This is a genomic window from Pseudoalteromonas sp. AOP31-A2-14 (genome assembly GCF_052378035.1).
Classification (GTDB): Bacteria; Pseudomonadota; Gammaproteobacteria; order Enterobacterales; family Alteromonadaceae; genus Pseudoalteromonas.
Window position 1 is genome coordinate 2,291,182 of the sequence record NZ_JBQSXI010000001.1, and the last position, 19,448, is coordinate 2,310,629.

At 39.9% G+C, this 19,448-nt stretch carries 19 protein-coding genes and 1 tRNA gene; 8 read left to right on the plus strand and 12 right to left on the minus strand.

Going from position 1 to position 19,448, the window contains the following annotated elements; genetic code table 11:
* Positions 1-55 precede the first annotated feature (55 nt).
* A tRNA-Met gene (locus ACT3S9_RS10590) sits at positions 56-132 on the minus strand.
* Between the two features lie 400 nt (positions 133-532).
* On the opposite strand from ACT3S9_RS10590, the gene ACT3S9_RS10595 reads away from it, so the two are divergent.
* Positions 533-991 carry a globin gene (locus ACT3S9_RS10595; RefSeq protein ID WP_441994729.1) on the plus strand — a complete coding sequence of 153 codons (459 nt, stop codon included), beginning with the start codon at positions 533-535 and terminating at the stop codon, positions 989-991.
* A gap of 26 nt (positions 992-1,017) precedes the next feature.
* Here the strand turns inward: ACT3S9_RS10595 and ACT3S9_RS10600 are convergent, their stop codons facing one another.
* A complete protein-coding gene (locus tag ACT3S9_RS10600; RefSeq protein ID WP_441836217.1) occupies positions 1,018-1,845 on the minus strand; it encodes a hypothetical protein in 828 nt (275 codons plus the stop codon).
* Between the two features lie 101 nt (positions 1,846-1,946).
* On the opposite strand from ACT3S9_RS10600, the gene ACT3S9_RS10605 reads away from it, so the two are divergent.
* Positions 1,947-3,503 (plus strand): cryptochrome/photolyase family protein, encoded by a 1,557-nt coding sequence (locus ACT3S9_RS10605; protein WP_441836219.1) that lies wholly within the window; start codon positions 1,947-1,949, stop codon positions 3,501-3,503.
* An 84-nt stretch (positions 3,504-3,587) separates the two neighbouring features.
* On the opposite strand, the gene ACT3S9_RS10610 is transcribed toward ACT3S9_RS10605, so the two are convergent.
* Both ACT3S9_RS10610 and ACT3S9_RS10615 read right to left on the minus strand, forming a co-directional pair.
* Complete coding sequence (locus ACT3S9_RS10610) at positions 3,588-4,034, minus strand: Hsp20 family protein (RefSeq protein ID WP_444750935.1); 447 nt, start codon at positions 4,032-4,034, stop codon at positions 3,588-3,590.
* Positions 4,035-4,258: 224 nt separating this feature from the next.
* Complete coding sequence (locus ACT3S9_RS10615; RefSeq protein WP_441836215.1) at positions 4,259-4,756, minus strand: redoxin domain-containing protein; 498 nt, start codon at positions 4,754-4,756, stop codon at positions 4,259-4,261.
* 665 nt (positions 4,757-5,421) lie between these two features.
* Here ACT3S9_RS10615 and ACT3S9_RS10620 point away from each other — a divergent pair.
* Both ACT3S9_RS10620 and ACT3S9_RS10625 read left to right on the plus strand, forming a co-directional pair.
* Entirely contained in the window at positions 5,422-5,685 is a 264-nt protein-coding gene (locus ACT3S9_RS10620; RefSeq protein WP_441836213.1) for a GrxA family glutaredoxin, read from the plus strand.
* 160 nt (positions 5,686-5,845) lie between these two features.
* The gene (locus tag ACT3S9_RS10625; RefSeq protein ID WP_441836212.1) at positions 5,846-7,660 is read left to right on the plus strand and encodes a DEAD/DEAH box helicase; all 1,815 of its coding nucleotides are present in this window, start codon (positions 5,846-5,848) and stop codon (positions 7,658-7,660) included.
* A gap of 296 nt (positions 7,661-7,956) precedes the next feature.
* On the opposite strand, the gene ACT3S9_RS10630 is transcribed toward ACT3S9_RS10625, so the two are convergent.
* The 4 genes from ACT3S9_RS10630 to ACT3S9_RS10645 all read right to left on the minus strand — a co-directional run bounded on the left by ACT3S9_RS10630 (position 7,957) and on the right by ACT3S9_RS10645 (position 11,640).
* On the minus strand, positions 7,957-9,516 hold the full coding sequence (locus tag ACT3S9_RS10630; RefSeq protein WP_441836211.1) for an AbgT family transporter: 1,560 nt from the start codon (positions 9,514-9,516) through the stop codon (positions 7,957-7,959).
* A gap of 161 nt (positions 9,517-9,677) precedes the next feature.
* Positions 9,678-9,953: a YfcL family protein gene (locus tag ACT3S9_RS10635; RefSeq protein WP_441993108.1), complete on the minus strand. Its 276-nt coding sequence runs from the start codon at positions 9,951-9,953 to the stop codon at positions 9,678-9,680.
* Positions 9,954-11,096 carry an ATP-NAD kinase family protein gene (locus ACT3S9_RS10640; RefSeq protein WP_441993109.1) on the minus strand — a complete coding sequence of 381 codons (1,143 nt, stop codon included), beginning with the start codon at positions 11,094-11,096 and terminating at the stop codon, positions 9,954-9,956. It abuts the gene before it with no gap.
* Entirely contained in the window at positions 11,086-11,640 is a 555-nt protein-coding gene (locus ACT3S9_RS10645) for an elongation factor P hydroxylase (protein WP_441993110.1), read from the minus strand. The genes ACT3S9_RS10640 and ACT3S9_RS10645 overlap by 11 nt, the downstream gene beginning before the upstream one ends.
* A 306-nt stretch (positions 11,641-11,946) precedes the next feature.
* Here ACT3S9_RS10645 and ACT3S9_RS10650 point away from each other — a divergent pair, with 306 nt between their 5' ends.
* The gene (locus ACT3S9_RS10650; protein WP_444750800.1) at positions 11,947-13,164 is read left to right on the plus strand and encodes an IS4 family transposase; all 1,218 of its coding nucleotides are present in this window, start codon (positions 11,947-11,949) and stop codon (positions 13,162-13,164) included.
* Positions 13,165-13,184: 20 nt separating this feature from the next.
* On the opposite strand, the gene ACT3S9_RS10655 is transcribed toward ACT3S9_RS10650, so the two are convergent.
* Positions 13,185-14,252: a GGDEF domain-containing protein gene (locus tag ACT3S9_RS10655; protein ID WP_441993055.1), complete on the minus strand. Its 1,068-nt coding sequence runs from the start codon at positions 14,250-14,252 to the stop codon at positions 13,185-13,187.
* Positions 14,253-14,573: 321 nt separating this feature from the next.
* Here ACT3S9_RS10655 and ACT3S9_RS10660 point away from each other — a divergent pair, with 321 nt between their 5' ends.
* The gene (locus ACT3S9_RS10660; protein WP_444750936.1) at positions 14,574-15,254 is read left to right on the plus strand and encodes a 2'-5' RNA ligase family protein; all 681 of its coding nucleotides are present in this window, start codon (positions 14,574-14,576) and stop codon (positions 15,252-15,254) included.
* 3 nt (positions 15,255-15,257) lie between these two features.
* Here ACT3S9_RS10660 and ACT3S9_RS10665 read toward each other — a convergent pair whose 3' ends face one another.
* The 3 genes from ACT3S9_RS10665 to prmB form a co-directional block, all read right to left on the minus strand.
* Positions 15,258-15,614 carry a DUF4112 domain-containing protein gene (locus tag ACT3S9_RS10665; RefSeq protein WP_441836038.1) on the minus strand — a complete coding sequence of 119 codons (357 nt, stop codon included), beginning with the start codon at positions 15,612-15,614 and terminating at the stop codon, positions 15,258-15,260.
* A gap of 63 nt (positions 15,615-15,677) precedes the next feature.
* Complete coding sequence (gene aroC, locus ACT3S9_RS10670; RefSeq protein WP_441836039.1) at positions 15,678-16,775, minus strand: chorismate synthase; 1,098 nt, start codon at positions 16,773-16,775, stop codon at positions 15,678-15,680.
* 67 nt (positions 16,776-16,842) lie between these two features.
* Entirely contained in the window at positions 16,843-17,778 is a 936-nt protein-coding gene (gene prmB / locus ACT3S9_RS10675; protein ID WP_441836040.1) for a 50S ribosomal protein L3 N(5)-glutamine methyltransferase, read from the minus strand.
* A gap of 146 nt (positions 17,779-17,924) precedes the next feature.
* Between prmB and smrB the strand changes: the two genes are divergently transcribed.
* Together smrB and ACT3S9_RS10685 are read left to right on the plus strand one after the other, a co-directional pair.
* Entirely contained in the window at positions 17,925-18,482 is a 558-nt protein-coding gene (gene smrB / locus ACT3S9_RS10680) for an endonuclease SmrB (RefSeq protein ID WP_441836041.1), read from the plus strand.
* Positions 18,483-18,518: 36 nt separating this feature from the next.
* Positions 18,519-19,442 carry an AEC family transporter gene (locus tag ACT3S9_RS10685; RefSeq protein WP_441836042.1) on the plus strand — a complete coding sequence of 308 codons (924 nt, stop codon included), beginning with the start codon at positions 18,519-18,521 and terminating at the stop codon, positions 19,440-19,442.
* Positions 19,443-19,448: the final 6 nt, after the last annotated feature.

Genomic DNA, 19,448 nt, shown 5'->3' on the forward strand with positions numbered 1-19,448 from the left:
GCATTACTTAGAATGCGCGACTTAAACCTGTAAGTTAAATCTACTTACAAAAGATTGGTTGCGGGAGCCGGATTTGAACCAACGACCTTCGGGTTATGAGCCCGACGAGCTACCAGACTGCTCCATCCCGCGCCAAAAATATCAGTAATAAAACTAATATCACATTTATTAGTACTAATCCCTAGCTCGCATCCAACTTATAACTTAATAATAAGTAATACACTAAGGTTACTAATCAATGGCGGCTATTATAAAGGTGCTTAGCGTAATTAGCAACCAAAAACTACACAATAAATATCATTGTAATAGCCATTTAAGCTGCACTATTTATAAGCTCTAGAATTAAAGTTAATAGGAATAAAATATAGCGAAAATGGTCGTAGCAGTGAAGTTTACATACGCATGAACATTAATCGAAAATCAATAAACACACGCTAATTTAATGTAAAAACACAAGGCTGAACTATACTCAAATCAGATTCAGCCATAACAGTTCGAGACAGTCGTTATTTTTTAGAGGTTTTTCATTATCATGAACAGATATCATCACACTCTTTTAAAACGCAGTATCGCGACCTTGAAGCCTAACTTTCACTGTTTTGCTATCACTTTCTATAATCAACTTACACGCCAGCCTTTGTCGTTACAATACCCTAGTGGCGAGCAAATAAATGAACGTAGTTACTTACTCTATTGTGCACTAGAGCGTACTATTATGCATTTAGATACCCCCCCGAATGTTATACCCTTCATAGAGCACCACGCCAATATTCTTGCCAAACTTAAACTGGCTGAGCAAGACGTACCCACACTATGCTCAGCATTCATGACAACCTTAAAAATTCATTTAGGTCGAGACTTTAGTCAAGCAGAACAACAAGGATGGCAGTATGTTATGCGGTTTTTTAATAGTGTAGTGAGCCGCTATCTATTCTCGCAGACAAATGTCATTGCCATAAGGGATCGCACGGCGCACCTGCATAGCTGTTGATGCAGGTGTTTATTATTACTATTGAGCTATTTGATACTGCTTTGTTCGTTTTGGAGGCGGTCTATTTGACGCTGTTCAACATCAATTAAGGTGTTAAACTTTGCAGTCACTGCACTCATTTTTCGTGATAATGAATTGTCAAATGTGGCATCTACTAAATTACTAGGCGATTCATTGGCTTGCTGTTCAAGACTTTCAATTTCGCGGCTCATTTGCGCTTGATAGGTATCTATTTTTGATTGGTGCTGTTGTATTTCACGCGTAATTTGTTGAGTACGAATAAACGAATCAATCTCTTGGCTTTGCTGGTTTTTTGGGGAGAGAGATACAGATTGTGTATTCATTTCTAGGCGTTGCTTTTCTTTGATTAAGCGGTCTACATCACGTTGCTCACGCTCAATTAACGAATTATAACGCTCTGCCACAGAAGCCATTTGGTTAGCAATAGCGGTTTCTTTTTTTGCCCCTGTCAGATTATTTAATTGTGCGTCGGATTGATTTTTTAACGTCGCAATTTCATTATTCATTTGCTCAGTGTAAGTATCTACTTTATTTTGATGCTCTTGTATTTTTGCATTAATTTTCTTAATACGTATGTACGTATCCACACTGCCATTTTGCGTTTGGTTATTTTGACTATGAGTAATAATGTTACCTGGCACGCTGGGGTTTTGCTCTTTGATGGTAATGAGTTCTGCATCTTTACCACACGGGAACTGGCTAAACTCGACCACACCTTCTTTTTCACATTTGTATACCGACGCGTGTACTGGCTCTGACAAAAACGTAACAGTTCCAGCAAATAGGCAAGTTGCCGTTCGGGCAGTGAGTAAATAAAGTTTATTGGTATTCACAAATCAGCACTCCATTAGCTATCAACTCCTTTATACCGGAAAAATGAAATAAGTGCGATCGGACTTCCTAAACAATTCGTAGTAATTAAATTTGGGCGGCTATTTTGAAATACACTACTTTACGTTTAGTTTTAGGCGATCAGCTCAACGCCAATCACAGCTGGCTTAAGCAGCACTCTCAGGATGATGTACTTTATGTTATTAGTGAGCTTCATCAAGAAGCTAACTATGTAAAACATCATATACAAAAAGTGGCCGCTTTTTTTAAAGCCATGGAAGATTTTGCGAATGCTCTACAAAAAGCGAAGTTTAATGTTTTACACCTCACCTTAGATGACACAAAAAACGATAACTCGCTGCCTGATTTACTTAATCGTTTAGCCAAGCATTATCAGTGTAATAATATCGAATACCAATATCCTGACGAATATCGGTTAAAATCCCAGCTTGCGGAGTTTGCTAAAAATAGTAACTACACCGTTACGGCCCACGATACAGAACACTTTTTACTGCCTTTTACCGACATTAAACATCATTTCAAAAAAGACCAAGCAGTTAAAATGGAGTTTTTTTATCGAGCCATGCGCAAGCGTTTTAATATACTAATGCAAGATGATACGCCTCAAGGCGGCCAGTGGAATTTTGATAAACAAAACAGAAATAAACTTAAAAAATCAGATATTGCAGCGATCCCCGCCGCCAAATGTTTTGATAACAATGTTGCCACTATTATAAAACGTATTAAAAAGCACGCTATTGAAACCATGGGGGAATGCCCAAATAACTTAATTTGGCCAACCACTCGCAGCCAAGCAAAAAGCTTACTTAATCACTTTTGTAAGCACCTTTTGCCACTGTTTGGCCAGTTTCAAGACGCGATGACCTGCCAAAGCAACGAACAATGGACGCTTTACCATAGTCGTCTATCGTTTGCACTTAACAGTAAAATGTTGCATCCAATGCAAGTTGTTAGTCGGGTGCTTGAAGAGTTTACATCTCGTCCTGATGACATCGATATTGCGCAAGTAGAAGGCTTTATTCGTCAGATTATTGGATGGCGAGAGTTTGTCCGAGGTATTTACTGGCAACATATGCCTGATTACGCCGATAAAAATTATCTTACAGCAAACAATAAACTCCCCGATTATTTTTGGCACGCAAAAACAAAAATGAATTGCATGAAGCATGCTATAAAACAAAGCTTGGAGACCGCTTACGCACACCACATTCAACGATTGATGATTACCGGCAACTTTTGTTTACTAACCGCTATTGATCCAAAACAAGTCGATGAATGGTATCTGGGCATATACATTGATGCCATTGAGTGGGTTGAAATGCCCAATACGCGTGGCATGAGCCAATTCGCTGATGGCGGAATTATTGCAACCAAACCTTATGCAGCCAGTGGTAACTACATAAATAAAATGAGCGATTACTGTAAAAGCTGCCATTACAATGTAAAACAAAAAAGTGAAGACAGCGCTTGCCCATTTAACAGTTTGTATTGGCAGTTTATGTTACGCCATGAGCAGCAACTAACTAACAACCCGCGTATTGGTATGATTTATAAAAATTGGTACAAACAAGATAAGCATCAACAACAGGCTATTTTAAAGCGCGCTAAGTGGTGCCTAGATAATATTGAAAGCTTATAAACGATATTTATTACTGCACCTGCAATAAAAAGCCGCCTCAATGAGGCGGCTAAAACAACAAATAATCAGGGAAAATACGAAGGTTTATTCACCTTCTAGCAAGTTACCACTGCCAATTTCTATTTTACGTGGCTTAAGTGCTTCTGGTATCTCACGTTGGAGTTCAATACTCAGCAATCCATTGGCAAGATCTGCGCCCAACACTTTTACATGGTCGCCTAGCTGGAATTTGCGTTCGAAATTGCGCTCTGCAATACCTTGATGAATAAACTTACGTTCAATATCTTCAGTTTTGTCAGCCTTCACGCCGGCAACTTTTAAAGTATTGTTTTCTGACTCAATGGTCAGCTCATTGTCACTAAAGCCTGCAACGGCCATAGTAATACAATATTTGTCTTTATCGAGCGCTTCGATGTTATACGGAGGAAAACTTGGCTGCTTGTCAGTGCGAGCTGCTGCATCCATTAAAGATGCTAAATGATCAAAGCCAATAAATGAACGATAAAGGGGTGATAAATCTACTGTACGCATAATAATATCCTCTTATTTAAGCGATATTTTGTCTTTACTTTTCGGTTGAACAAGTACAGACAAAGTTAATTAATAATATAATTTTCAATTACTTTAGTTTTGTTTGGGACCCATCAGGCGTCCTCACTTAACTATATATGGACGGTAAAATTGTTTTCAAGTAAATAAATTAAAAAATCATAAAAACATTTCGCCACGCATTAATTATGCGTGGCGAAATACGCCTATTTATCCAATGTGCCGCGGATTGGATAATCATTATCGCGGATATAATTAATACCCGACAACAAGCTATTTAAATCTGGGCGTGAAAATGGCGCATTTGATCTGTCGAGAATATGCACTTGATTTTGTTCATTGAGTACAATAATCATCGGCTCTGAAAATGGATGATCCGTTTCGTTCTCATTACGCGGCTCACTGATATAAACACCCAGCTCTGTCATTTGCTTAAGCGTTAAACCGCTATATAAAGGGAAGTTAACATCAAGCTGTTCAAGGTGCTTTTTAAGTTGCTCACCACTATCGCCACTGACTGCACTTAGCTCGACTCCTGCAGTCGTGAAATCATCTTTCATGGTTGCAAGTTCATTAAGCTGTTTAGTACATAAAGGACAGTGCTTTCCTCGATAAACAACAAGCATCTTCCACGGTAAATCCGTTTCTCGCTTAGTGATATCAACCGCGTTATCATCAATATCGTTAACTATTAACTCTGGCATTTTCATTGCAGGTTTAAGTTCTGTATTTATATATCTGTGCTCCTTACATTAGAATTTACAACTTTTAACTATCTTATAAACAGACCTAAGGGCTAAGCTGATTAATTCAACTATAAAAATGTAACTAACAACTGTTTTTTGGAGCTTAAGTAAAATTAAGACGCAGTATAGTGGCCAATTGCTTTTAATAGGCCTAGTTAGCACAGCAGTGACTGTATTTCAGTAGCGCAATTTGCTTAACGCAAGCAATACTAAAGTGGTTCTTTGTTCCTTGGTTCAGTATTTTTCGCTACAGCATGCCTAATTTGCAAAGCGCTATTACAGGTATAGATACTAACGCCATCGGTATTGCTGTAGATTATCAATGTGAAAAAAGGTCAATAAGTTTATAAAGAACTAAAATTTGAACTCTCCGATTGTACTTAGCGACCGACAAATCCAGACTAACTATAAAATAAATGCTTTTTCTACTTATTATGTGATTGATGAATATTTACAGATCTCTTCACGCTTAATGGGTTATTCAAGTCAGCTTGGTATTTCAGTACGCGCGAAAATACATGCGAATTAAAAACGAGTAAATCGAACAGACTAATCGCTTTTTTGCACTGTTTATTTTCTATCAGTTAGTTAAGATAGTGATAAATAAAATTGAGGAGAACGATATGCTAACAGTTATTTTTGGCCGTGAAGGCTGCCCTTTTTGTGTTCGTGCAAAAAACGTTGCTGAAAAGCTAATGAACGAGCGTGATGACTTCAAATATCGCTATATTGATATAAATAAAGAAGGTATCAGTAAAGCTGATTTAGAGCAGTCTGCCGGTAAACCTTGCCCGACTGTTCCACAAATTTTTGTAGACCAAACACATGTTGGTGGTTTCACTGAATTTGAAGCCTATGCCAAGGAAAACCTAGGTCTTTATCAATAGATTTGTATCTAATATGTTAATCAGTTTAACTTACTCAAAAATTAAACTGATTAAATATTAACCAACATCAATCACATACAAATTAGTTGTAATTTATACAAGCAATTGCCTTATATTTCCTATATAATGCGCGCCTCTTTAAATTCGTTGAGGCGTATTAATGTCAGAACCAGTCACGTTTGAATCTTTAAATCTTTCTCCTGCAATTTTGAAAGCAGTTGAAGAATTGGGTTACAAGACTCCATCTGAAATCCAAGCTCAATGTATACCGTTATTGCTAGAAAGAAAGGACGTACTGGGACTAGCTCAAACGGGTACAGGTAAAACCGCAGCATTTGCACTGCCATTACTTAATAATATTGACCCGTCTGTGAAACAGCCACAGATCCTTGTACTCACACCAACACGTGAGCTTGCGATCCAAGTAGCTGAGGCATTCGAACAATATGCTAAACATGTTCGTGGTATTGAAGTATTGGCACTTTATGGTGGCCAAAGCTACAGTATCCAATTAAGTGCACTTCGTCGTGGCGCGCAAGTTATTGTCGCTACACCAGGTCGCTTAATCGATCACATTAACCGCGGCACTATCAAGTTTGATGCATTACAAGCACTTGTACTTGATGAAGCCGATGAAATGTTACGTATGGGCTTTATCGATGATGTTGAAAGCATCATGGAAAAAACACCGCGCGAAAAGCAAACATGTCTTTTCTCTGCGACTATGCCTAAGCAAATTCAAAACATCAGCAGCAAATATATGAATAACCCTGAACAGGTTCATATTTCTGCGCGTAACTCGACGGTATCGTCAGTTGAGCAAGTGTTTTGGAATGCCCACGTACACAAAAACAAAGCCATTGTTCGGTTCTTAGAAGCTGAGCAATATGAAGGTGCTATTGTTTTCGTACGTACGCGTAATGATACAGTACAACTAGCTGAGTTATTAGAGCGTGAAGGTTTCTCTGCAGCTCCACTTAACGGTGACATGAACCAGCAAGCGCGTGAGCGCACTGTTGATCGCTTAAAAAATGGCATGCTAAACGTAGTTATTGCTACAGACGTAGCGGCTCGTGGTCTTGATGTAGACCGTTTAAGCTTAGTTATCAACTACGATATTCCACAAGACTCTGAAGCCTACGTTCACCGTATCGGTCGTACAGGTCGTGCTGGTCGTACGGGTAAAGCAATATTATTTGTTAAGCATAACGAACGTTATTTACTTAAAAATATCATTCGTCATACTAAATCTGAAATTGCTCAAGTTGAATTACCAACAGCTAAAGTTGTTGAAGAAAAACGTATCAATGCATTACAAGAAAAGCTTACGCTTGCGCTTGAAAACAAAGATATCTCTTTCTTCAATGAAGTGGCTGCAAGCATGGCTGAAAAGCTTAATTCTGCGCCTGAAGACTTAGCCGGTGCGTTACTGTGTTTAGCACAGCAACAATCACCTATTAAAGTTGAAGAAGTTAAAATTCAACCTCGCGAACGTAACGATAGAAATGATCGCAACTCACGTAATGACCGTGGTCGTCGTAACGAGCGCGGTGGCGAACGTGGCGGTGAGCGTGCAGAACGTAAACCTCGCGAACGTAATAGTCGTGATGCAGGCCCTATGGATACTTACCGTATCGAAGTAGGTCGTGAGCATGGCGTTCAGGTTAAGAACATTGTTGGCGCTATCGCTAACGAAGCTGATATCTCAAGCAAGTTTATTGGTGACATTCGTCTACACGACAGTCACAGTACGGTACAGTTACCGCAGAACATGCCTAAAGATGTACTTGATCACTTTCAAAAAGTGTTTATTTGTAAACGCCCAATGGGTATGACAATTACACAAGATCAAGGCCCTTCTGAGCCACGTGGCGAGCGCCCAAGTGGTGACAAGAAGCGCGCACCAAGTAAAAGTGGTGACAAACGCGGCGGACCTCGTAAAGAGCGTCGCCCAGTAAGCTTCACATCTAAATAAATTTAATTTAGCTAGATACTAAAAACCTCGTCATGCAAATGGCGAGGTTTTTTTGTGTTTGAGAGTAAGTAAAAGTTAGCGAGCATGCAAGAGGATAGTTAGCTATAGGTTGGGTCGAGTCTGACGAAATCCTACGATAAATCAACCACCAGCCAAAATTTTAAAGAAAAATGAGAAGTAGATGAAGAAAAAATCGTATTTACTTTTATGGCGTCACTTTATTTGATTTACTTAAAGCCTACGCAAAAAAAGCCCCACCTTCATCGCAGGGCTATTAGTTTAATTGTTATTTATATTTACGGTGTTACTGCTGGATAGACATAACTGGCATCTAGCCCTAGTGGAATACCTATAGCCCAGTAACCGAGTAAAAATATACTCCAGCCGATCATAAAGGCGATTGAGTATGGCAGCATCATAGCGATAAGTGTGCCGATACCGGTGCCTTTTACATATTTTTGGCAATATACAACCACTAACGGAAAGTATGGCATGAGTGGCGTGATAATATTGGAGCTTGAATCCCCTACGCGGTAAGCAGCTTGCGTTAAATCTGGCGATATACCTAACTGCATTAGCATAGGCACAAACACCGGCCCTAGTAGCGCCCACTTAGCTGAGCTTGAGCCTACAAATAAATTAACAAAGCCAGTTAAAAAGATAATTCCCACTACAGTAACAGCACTTGGTAGCTCCATCGCCTTTAACAGCTGCGCACCTTCAATAGCCAAAAGCGCACCTAAGTTAGATTTACTAAACGCAGCGATAAAAAGCGAACAGAAGAAAGCCATAACTACGTAATAAGCCATGCCATGCATAGCTTTACTCATAGCGTCTATCATGTCTTTTGAGCTCTTGAAGGTGCCTACAGTAAAACCATACACAGCACCAGGGATCCAAAACAATAAGAAAATTAGCGGTACAATTGATTGCATTAATGGCGAGCGAAAGTTGGTAAGTGAGCCATCAGCGCTTCGCATAGCGGAGTCACTAGGGGCTGATACATACGCCAATAAAGCAAGACCTGCAATCATTACAGAGCTTGCAATAAAGAACGCACGCTTTTCGTCACTGCGGGCATCTTCAAATGCGGGTAAGTCCTCAGTCTCACCATCAACGGCCGTATTTTTTAATCTAGGCTCAATAATTTTATCGGTGATGTACCAACCTAATAGCACAATAAACAAGCTCGATGCTGAGGTGAATGCCCAGTTGTTAAGCGGGTTAATCGACATCGCTGGGTTAATAATTTGCGCTGCACTTTGAGTAAAGCTTTGCAATAATGGATCAATGCCTGATGGAATAAAGTTAGCACCAAAACCACCACTTACACCAGCAAACGCAGCGGCAATACCTGCAAGTGGATGACGCCCTGCAGCATAAAAAATAACACCAGCAAGAGGAATAACTAAAACATAACCGGCATCTGTTGCTGTGTGGCTAACAATAGCAACCAAAATAATAGAAGGTGTAAGTAGCTGTTTAGGTGTTACTTTTAACATGAGCTTTAAGCCCGTATTGATAAAGCCCGAATGTTCAGCAACCCCTACCCCTAGCATAGCGACTAGTACTACGCCCAGTGGCGCAAAACCAGTAAAAGTTTTTACCATAGAAGATAAAAACGTGGCAAGTGAGTCACTGGCCAACATATTATTGATAATAATAGCTTCGCCAGTACGTGGATCGATGGCATCAAAGTTAACACCTGAAAACCACCACGACAAAACCCAAATCAGCAACATGGCAAATAAAAATATAATTGCTGGATCCGGTAGTTTATTTCCGACTTTTTCTACAAAGTTTAAAAATCGTGCAACAAGCCCTGTCGGCATTGTCCCATCATTATTGTTATTCATTTCGCTTGTTCCCTAGAATTTTAACCCGCATACATTAACCCAAATGTTGTGTTAGGTAAATTTTTAGTAAACATAAAAATCATTTATTAGGAACAATTTATATTCGCGCACAAAAAAACGGCATGCTTGCCGTTTTTAGTCTTCATCGCTGTAACAAGCACTTAGGCGAGCGCTTTAACTTCCTCCCACAAGCGCACCACTAATACCTTGTCTTCTTCGTCAAGCTCACCATTGTGATAGGCTTTAATTAAACTTTTCTCTACAGTGTCATTAAGCTCTTCGATGGTAATAGTTAGCTCTTCAACTTCGGCGTAACCAACGGCTAAATCATAATGGCCGCGTAAGTAGCCACCTGCAAATAACTCATCATCGGTCGCTTTAATCACTAAATCATCAAAATAATGCTGAGCTGCATTGATATAACTTACTAAACTCATTTACTTCTCCTCACCTTGCAGCGCATCTTGATGACCTACTGCATACATAATATGGTCGTTAAATCCGGTGGTTACACGAATATAACCGCTTAATTCATCATCTAATTCACTATCGCCGGTATCGCTAATAAGCGGTCGACCCTGTAAAGCTTGTAATTTGGTTTTAGTAGCCACCACAATAATATTCTCGATGCCAATGCTACGAATAAGAGCTGGGCTTAACTGCTGATTACCACGGCCAAAAATATGCCCTTGGCCACCAATTAAAGTGATCACTAGTTTCGTATCACGACCAAGTGTTAGCTCACGTAACTGCTGAGCAGTTAGATCTTTTGTTACCAAGCTTTGATCTTCTACTAAGTCAACGCCTAATAGTGTGTTATCAAGCCCCATTTCTTGCATAATTGCGGCAACCGTTGAACCACTCCCCATAACATAGAGTGTGTCTTCGTCCATTTCTGATACCACATAGGCCGCAATATCCATCAGTACAAGTTCATCGGTTTCTTTGCCGCCATTTTTTACAGCTTGAACATAACGCACTTCGCTAGGTACTTGCATTTCACCATAGCGTTTAGCTTTTACAGTGCCTTGGCGAAACGCGACTTCGTCAATATCCATAACATCAGCATCACCTAGGCTGACAAGCTCACCTTTTACTAGCATTTCAACAACTCTACCCGCTGCTTTTGGTGTAATAGCGTATACGCCTGAATGAATTTTACACCCTGCAGGAATACCCAGTACCGGTAATGCATCTTCTACTGCATGGCAAATATTACGCGCAGTGCCGTCACCACCAGCAAATAAAATTAAATCCACATCTAATTGCTGCAATGCTTGCGCTGCAAGCTCAGTATCGTTGCTTGTGGTCGGTGTGTTACTTTGATAAATAACTTCGGTGGTAAAACCTAGCTCTTTTGCTGTGTTTTCGCCCATTGAGCCACTAACGGTATAAATAGTTAACTGCTCTTTATACGGCAGTATTACTTCAAGTGCCGCTTTAGTGCGCAAATTTGCTTTAGGCTCTGCGCCAAGAGCAATTGCTTTGGCGGCGGTATCAACACCGTCACTGCCTTTAAGAGCGACACTACCGCCTAAGCCCGCAACCGGATTAACAATTAAGCCTAATTTAAACTGCATTACGTAATTCCTTTGGGTGTTGCCAAGCAAACTGTTTCGCTGAAAGCGGCCATGGGGTACTATAATAATCACTCAATGCTTTTAATAATAATTGAGTGCGAGTATTAAAGCCTTGCTCGACTAAGCTAAGTACTTGCGAGTGTACCCGCGCTTGGAAGTCAAGCCGGCAGGTTTGTTCGCCGTTTAAATTATCAACCGAGACGTTAAATGCAAAGCCAGCTGCAACGCTCAACGCCCACTCGATGGCTTGCGGTTTAATTTCAACGCTTTCAAACTCTGCCTGCTGCGCCTTATCACGGCCATCAGGGCAATACCAATAACCGTAATCTTCTAATAATCGTCGTTTATCACCTGCCACTAACCAATGAGCGATCTCGTGTAGAGCACTGGCATAAAAACCATGGGCAAAAATAATTTGGTGATAAGGTGTTTGTTCGTCACGTGGAATGTAGATGGGTTCATGCTCACCCTTAACCAAACGCGTATCATAGGTTTGGTAAAAGGTGGCTTCAAAAATAGAAATCAAATCAGCTATTTGATGCATAAAATACAGCTACTCTACCTATTAACTCGAAAACACACTCAAAAATTAGGGCGAATTGTACGGGCTTTTTTAGTCAAAGTAAAAATCAATACTTTACAACCTTAATCTGTGCCTTCAATTATAAATTGATTTCGGCCATTATTTTTTGCTTTATACAGCGCCGAATCAGCACGAGCCAATACTTCTTTACTTTTCTCATTAGGTATAAGCCTAAAGTATCCCCAAAATTAGCCTTTATATATCAATGAACTAATAGTGTTAAAAAATATGGGTAGTGAGGGAACATTCATGGTGTTTTGTGATCTTATGAATCGCTTAAAAACAACAGAACTAAACACCATGAATGCGTCTACTATTTTGCACAATATGCTCCGCGCTGTCACCCCTAACTCTATTCATAAAGCCAGATTTAATACTCTAGTCGCTGCCGTTAAATCTCTTTTGCACTGTCAGCAATGCACCTTGACATCTATTGGTCGCAATTTGGATTCAAAAACAACTGAAAAACATGATATTAAGCGTATTGATCGACTACTCAATAACCACGAGCTTTTGCGTGAATCGACATCGGTTTATGTTCGCTTAAGCCGTTTTGTGGTCACTGAAAAGCATCCCGTCATATTGGTTGATTGGAGTCATGCAGATACACAAACCAAATACTGTATTCTGCGTGCTAGCATTGTCAGTGAAGGTCGCTCTTTGACCTTATACCAGGAAAGTGCATTCAGCTTTCAATATCATTGCCCAAAAGTACAAAAACGGTTCTTGAAGATGCTCAAACTGATCTTGCCGAGTGATTGTCGGCCCGTTATTGTTACGGATGCGGGCTTTAAAGTTCCTTGGCTCAAAGCCGTGCGAAACAATGACTGGCATTATATTAGCCGAGTTCGAGGTACGGCACACTTGAAAACGCAGGGCAGCGATGAGTTTGTTCCATGCCAGTCACTATTCAAGAGCAATCAACGTAAGAGCCAGTATCTTGGCGCGACCGAGCTGACCAAAAGTGCAAAATATCAAACGCATGCAGTGTTGGTTGGCAAGGGACATAAGTTATTAAAAAGAGATAAAGAACGCGGTTATAAAGAGCCTTGGCTACTCGTTTCTTCACTTCCAAAAAGGCACCATTTTCTCGAAAAAGTGCTCAAGCTATATGGTATGAGAATGCAGATAGAGGCAGGGTTTCGAGATCAAAAAAGTGTTAGATTCGGCTTAGGCTCAGATCTGCACAGAACGAACAAACTCAATCGATTAGACATACTTTTACTGCTCGCAACTCTGGTTCATTGGTTCTCAATGATGCTGGGGGCAGTGATAGACAAAGCAGGAAAGACAGGCGCTTTTCAAGCTAATTCAACCAAAAAAAGACGAGTAGTGTCATGGGCATTTGTTGGGCTGCGATACTTCAAAAAACAGTCCATTAAACTGCGACGGCGAGATTATTTGGAAGGGCTAGCCTATTTCGTACAGGTGGTAGTGAAACTCGATTGGAAAAATATGGATGTGAGTGATGTAATTGAAACTTAATGATTATTTCTGGGGATCCCTTAGGGTATAAGCGCTGTCACTCCAAAGCTTGCTGTGATTGGGTGTTCTATTTCTTTAATATTAAATATATTTTTGTTGAGCTGCAGAATGATTTTATTAAATAAGCCCCTTATCTCTTCGTAGGTATACATGGGTAGAATCATAACAAACTCCTCTCCACCCAAACGAAATAAGGCGTCACTTGATTGTAGTGTTTTAATTAAAGTTTGAGAAAACTCAATCAAAGCCGCATCTCCAACATCATGCCCGTAAGTGTCATTTATATACTTGAAAAAGTCGATATCTGCTATAGCTACATATACTTTTCTAGACTTATACTCCGCTTCATCTTGGTAAAGAGGAAAATGAGCATTAAATGCGCGCCGATTTGGGAGTTGTGTTAAAACGTCTTTAAACGCTTGCACTTTCATTTCTTTGGCTAGTGCTTTAAGCCACTTATTACGCACATGTAATTGCCTTTTTATAATATGCTCATGGGCTGAAATAGCAGCTCCAGCTAAATTAGTTGACACATATGCTGCACAAACCATAAGTTGCGCATGTAAACTCACTGACTTGAGAATAAATAAGAGAATAACGGCTACAACACAATATATGAGTCCAACTATACATGATGACTTAAATGAGAATAGCGCTGAAAAGTATAATGAAATTAAAATTATTACATCAAAACAGACATAAAATATGTAACTATCGTTAAATAGTAATGTCATACTTTGGAGGTGAACAAACAAAAATATGACAAAACACCAACGAATATACTGGAGTTGCTTAACCGTTTTTATGTAGTTAACTGAAACAGCAACTGCAATACATATAAAAATTAGCTTCCCTCGCAAAATCAAAGTAATCTCAGGCCAAAACTCAGGCTGGACAATCATGGGGTCGCAAAAAGTAATAAAGATTAGAATAATCGCAATAATACCACTTAAATACTGCGCTATTTTTTTATCGCGGGGCAACTTACTAAGTAGAAACGCTTGCTCATCTTCCATTGACTCAAATTGACATGTCCATCTAGAGATAGGTACTTGCTGGTAGGGGTAGAGTGTTTCTAGATCTTTCATATCACAAGTTCCACAACTAATTAAAAAGCGCAACCAGTTCTTCACCGATAAAGACCCCATCGCGAGCTTAATATATTTTATTACAAATTATACTATAAAAAAATTATATTCCTTGGAATTAACAGCATTCAGTGTCACCAAAATCACTTTGCCACGGATATTATTAACTACTAAAAAACATCGTAGACGCATTTTTCAAAAAACAAGCCATCGCAGCCATAATTTTAATAAAACAAATACTCAAGTTTACTCCTAAAGAAACAAGCATTATTATAGGTACTCGATCACTGAGTAAAAATAATTAATATGTACAAACTAATTATGGATAAACTGTTTAAAACCTTACTTATGGCTTTATTGAGTTTATCTTTTCCAACTATTGCAAAAAGTATCAGTATTAATGTGTTTGCAATTCCTTCAAAACCTATTATAAATTTGGTAGAACAAACCAGTAACTCATTAAAACAAAAAGGCATCGTTAGCTTTTACGAAAAAGGCATGCCAGTACACGCCACGCTGTATTTAGCTGATTATCCTGAAGGAACTCAAGAAGCAATTAAGCGCGCAGTAAAAAGCCTTGTTGAACAACACCAAGCTTTTGCTATTACTGCTGAGGGTTTTAAAGTGTCAAAAAGTAATTGGGCATTTATAAACTTGCACTTATCTGACAAGCTACAAAGGCTTTCAGATAAAGTGACCCTCGCCCTAGCCCCCCTGCGTAACCAACATGCAATAGTTCCTGTTTGGGTAAAAAGCTATCCAAATAAATTAACTGCATTTGAACGTTACGGTAGTCCAAACGTATTTCAAAACTTTCAGCCTCACTTAACATTATTAGCCAACGAGAAAAGCCCTCAACTTGCTATTTTTAATCAGCAAATGCAAGCTCAGCCACCAAAAGCACAAGGTAAAATAATAGGTATCGGTATTGGGCTTTCAGATCAGTTTGGCCAACAGAAACAGGTGATTGCAGAGTACTTTTTTCAAAACAATAAAAACTAAGTTTTATCGTTTTTGCTCTACTAAGTAACTTTTAAGTAATTGGGTATTGCGTGTATTTGCCTTAAAGAAAGCATCAAAAATATCACCGACAATTGGGAGTAAACCACAAAAGAAATCAACCAGCATATTAAGAATGATACGAAATTTAACCCCTTTACTAACTCCCAAACGCTGCGCTTCAAAAAGTACATAGCTTGATAGAATAAGGCCTACTAAGTCACCAACTCCTGGTACAATACCAATAAGTGACTCCGCACCCAGCTTAAAATTAGTAAAAGGAATACTAATGCTACTATCGGTAAAGTGGCTAAACTTCTCTAAACGCTTGAGTGCGCCTTGGTGTTTTGAATTGTTGTTCATAAAGCCCCCCAAATCAAAAAGCGCGGAGTAAATCCGCGCCTACAATTTTGTATGCTTTAAGCGTTACACCGAGCCATTTATTGGCCCATGTTCGTGGTTAACATGTGGGTTTTGTCCGCGCTGGCGCAGTAAGTGATCCATTAAAGTAATGGCCATCATCGCTTCTGCAATTGGAATGGCGCGAATACCTACACATGGGTCGTGACGACCTTTAGTGATCATCTCTACCGCTTCGTTCTCGGTGTTAATACTGTTACCGGGAATAGTAATACTCGATGTTGGTTTGAGTGCAATTGACGCGATAATATCTTGCCCAGTAGAAATACCCGCAAGTACGCCACCTGCATGATTTGATGTAAAACCTTCTGGTGTGAGTTCGTCGCGATGCTCTGAGCCTTTTTGTTCAACCACCTCAAAACCGTCGCCAATTTCAACGCCTTTTACAGCGTTAATGCTCATTAAAGAATGGGCAAGTTCAGCGTCAAGTCTGTCAAATACTGGCTCACCTAAGCCAACGGGTACATTTTTAGCGACCACTTTCACTTTAGCGCCAACGGAGTCACCTTGTTTTTTAAGGTCACGCATATATTCATCGAGTGCTTCAATCTTACTGGCATCTGGGAAAAAGAATAAATTGTTTTCGACTTCATCCCAGTCATAGTTTTCAGCTTTTATAGGTCCTAGTTGGCTTAAACACGCCCGTACTTCAATACCATGAAATTGCTTTAGGTACTTTTTAGCGATTGAGCCTGCAGCTACACGAATAGCGGTTTCGCGAGCTGACGAACGACCCCCACCGCGATAATCGCGCTGGCCGTATTTATGCCAATAGGTGTAATCGCCATGGCCTGGACGAAAAACATCTTTAATTTTACCGTAATCTTTTGAACGTTGATCGGTATTTTCAATCAACAATCCTATACTGGTGCCTGTGGTTTTACCTTCAAACACGCCTGATAAGATTTTAATTACATCGTCTTCTCGGCGCTGGGTAGTGTAACGACTTTGCCCTGGTTTACGACGATCTAAATCTATTTGTAAGTCGGCCTCTGTGATTTCAAGGCCTGCGGGCGTACCGTCCACAACACCGCCTAAGGCAACGCCGTGGCTTTCACCAAAGGTGGACACTTTAAATAACTGCCCGATGCTATTACCTGCCATTAACTTTCCTCATTCATAATGACTACTGAGTACCGAGCCTAAGGCTCGGCTTTAATTTTTGCTGTGATCAATCAGCGAAATACGCTACTAATTGTTTTTTACTGATCACAAATACACCAAGTCCGCCTTGTTCAAATTCAACCCATTCAAACGGCGCACCAGGGTAAAGTGCATCCATATGTACCATAGAGTTACCAACCTCGACAAATAACAAACCGTTATCAGTTAGATGATCTGCCGCTTCATTTAAGATAGTACGGGTAACATCTAGGCCATCATGTCCTGATGCAAGGCCTAGCTCTGGCTCATGGTGGAACTCGCGGGGTAAATCGGCCATATCTTCGGCGTCCACATACGGTGGGTTTGCAACAATTAGGTCGTATCTTTGTCCTGGTACGCCACTAAATACGTCTGACTGAATAGGAAGTACACGGTCACTGAGCATGTAATCACTAATATTAATATCAGCCACTTCTAACGCTTCGTAAGAGATATCTACCGCGTCTACTTGAGCCTGTCCAAATACTTGTGCAAGGGCGATAGCAATACAACCAGAGCCGGTGCATAAATCTAAAATACGGTTCACTGACTCAGGCTCTTCTAGCCATGGAGTAAAACGGTTATTAATTAGCTCTGCAAATGGCGAACGTGGAATAAGCACGCGCTCATCTACATAAAATGGCATATTGGCAAACCAAGCAATATTGGTTAGGTATGGGACGGGTGTAAAATCATTAATACGCTCTGCAATTAGGCCTGCGAAACGGTTTTTTTCTGTGCTAGTTAAACGCGCATGCATTAACTCTTTAGGTGCATCAACCGGTAAACTTAACGCCGGTAATAATAGGCTTACGGCTTCATCCCATGCGTTGTCTGTACCATGACCAAAAAAGATACCTGTGCTGGCAAATTGGCTGGTTGTCCAACGTAACCAATCATGTAAGGTTGAAAGTTCTGCAACAGCTTCGTCTAGGGTTGCTTCTTCTATTAGTAATTCACTCATCTGTTATCTGCCTGCTACTTTCAAAATTATTTATTTCAATCGAGGCACAACTAAGGCCCCATGATTGCCCTATTGTAACGTCTTTTCTCTTGGTTTTAACTCGGTTTTCACTCGATTTTTAGCGTTTTTTTGTTTAGACTGCCGCCATGAAAAAAGATCCTCACTCAAACAGCCCAATCAGCACTGACGACATTGATTTGTTTCGTCAAAGTATTAGTGGTGCCAAAGTGTTTAAACAAGACACTCATCGCTTTGCTAATAAACCTAAAGTGTCACAAGCTAAGCAATTTGCCCAGCAAAAAAAGCAGCATCAGTCAGAATTTTTCTTTTCGGACGAGTATATCCCTGATATTGACACGAATGGTACGGTTAATTACGTACAGGAGGGTCAAGACCGATTTTTAGCTAAGCAGTTGCGACGCGGCGATTATATACCTGATCTAACGCTCGATTTGCATGGTCTTAATAAAGAAATCGCAAAAGATGAACTTGCAGGGCTGGTCCATGAATGCAAAAAAAGGCATTACTACTGCGCCTGTGTTGTTCACGGTATTGGCGGGCATATTTTAAGACATAAAGTGCCGCAATATTTAGTGCAGCACCCCGATATTATTGCGATGCACCAAGCGCCCCTCGAATATGGTGGTAAAGGCGCGGTACTAATTTTAATTAACTTACCGCAAAGTGATGAGTTTAGGCGCTAAACTGTAAAGTATTTTTTAACCTAAGGCTGTAATGTAGTGCAGATTTTTTCAATCATCTTTCCGCTTATTTTTATTGTTGCGCTTGGGTTTAGCAGCTGCAAGTTAAAGTTCTTTGCAAAGGAACATATTGCAGGGCTGAGCAAGTTTACGTTTTATATTAGTTTACCTGCTTTTTTATTATTAAATATGGCGCAAATAGATTTACACCAAAGTTTAAGCCTATCCGCTTTTCTCAGCTTTTATGTACCAGTATTAACCGTGTTTAGCTTAGGAATATTATTCGACCGTTTTTATTTAGCTGAACAAAAAAACTATCAAAGACACAGTGTGTTTGGCTTAGCATCTAGCTATTCAAATATGGTGCTGGTCGGCATTCCTATTATCATTGCTTCTCTTGGCAAAGAAATGATTGCCATTGCCTTTATGATCATCACGTTCCATAGCACTTTGTTGTTTGCACTTACTTATTTAATTGGTGCTAAAGGCAACCTTGAGCGTTTTTCATGGCCAAATTTTGCTAAGAGCATGGTCTTAAACCCTATTGTTTTTAGTATCGGCTGCGGATTAATTATCAATGTTTCAGGAATTGAACTATTCGAAAACCTAATAAGTAGTTTAGAGCTACTAGCAACACCCGCTATAGCCTGTGCCCTATTTGTACTAGGAGCCAATTTAGCCTTTTATAAAATAGCCGCAAACTGGCAACCAGCACTAATTGCCTCATTAATGAAGATATTTTTACTCCCTGCATTGGTATTTTTAGTAGGTACTTATGTATTTACTTTAAACGAGCAAACTTTAACCGTACTGGTACTTTTAAGTGCATCCCCGGTGGGAGTGAATGCTTACCTCATTGCCAGCCAAATAGGCCAGCACCAAGTAACGCTCGCAGGGGCGGTGGTATTATCAACGGTATTGAGTGTGGTTAGTTTTACTTTTTGGCTAGCTTTATTACTATAGCGTTAT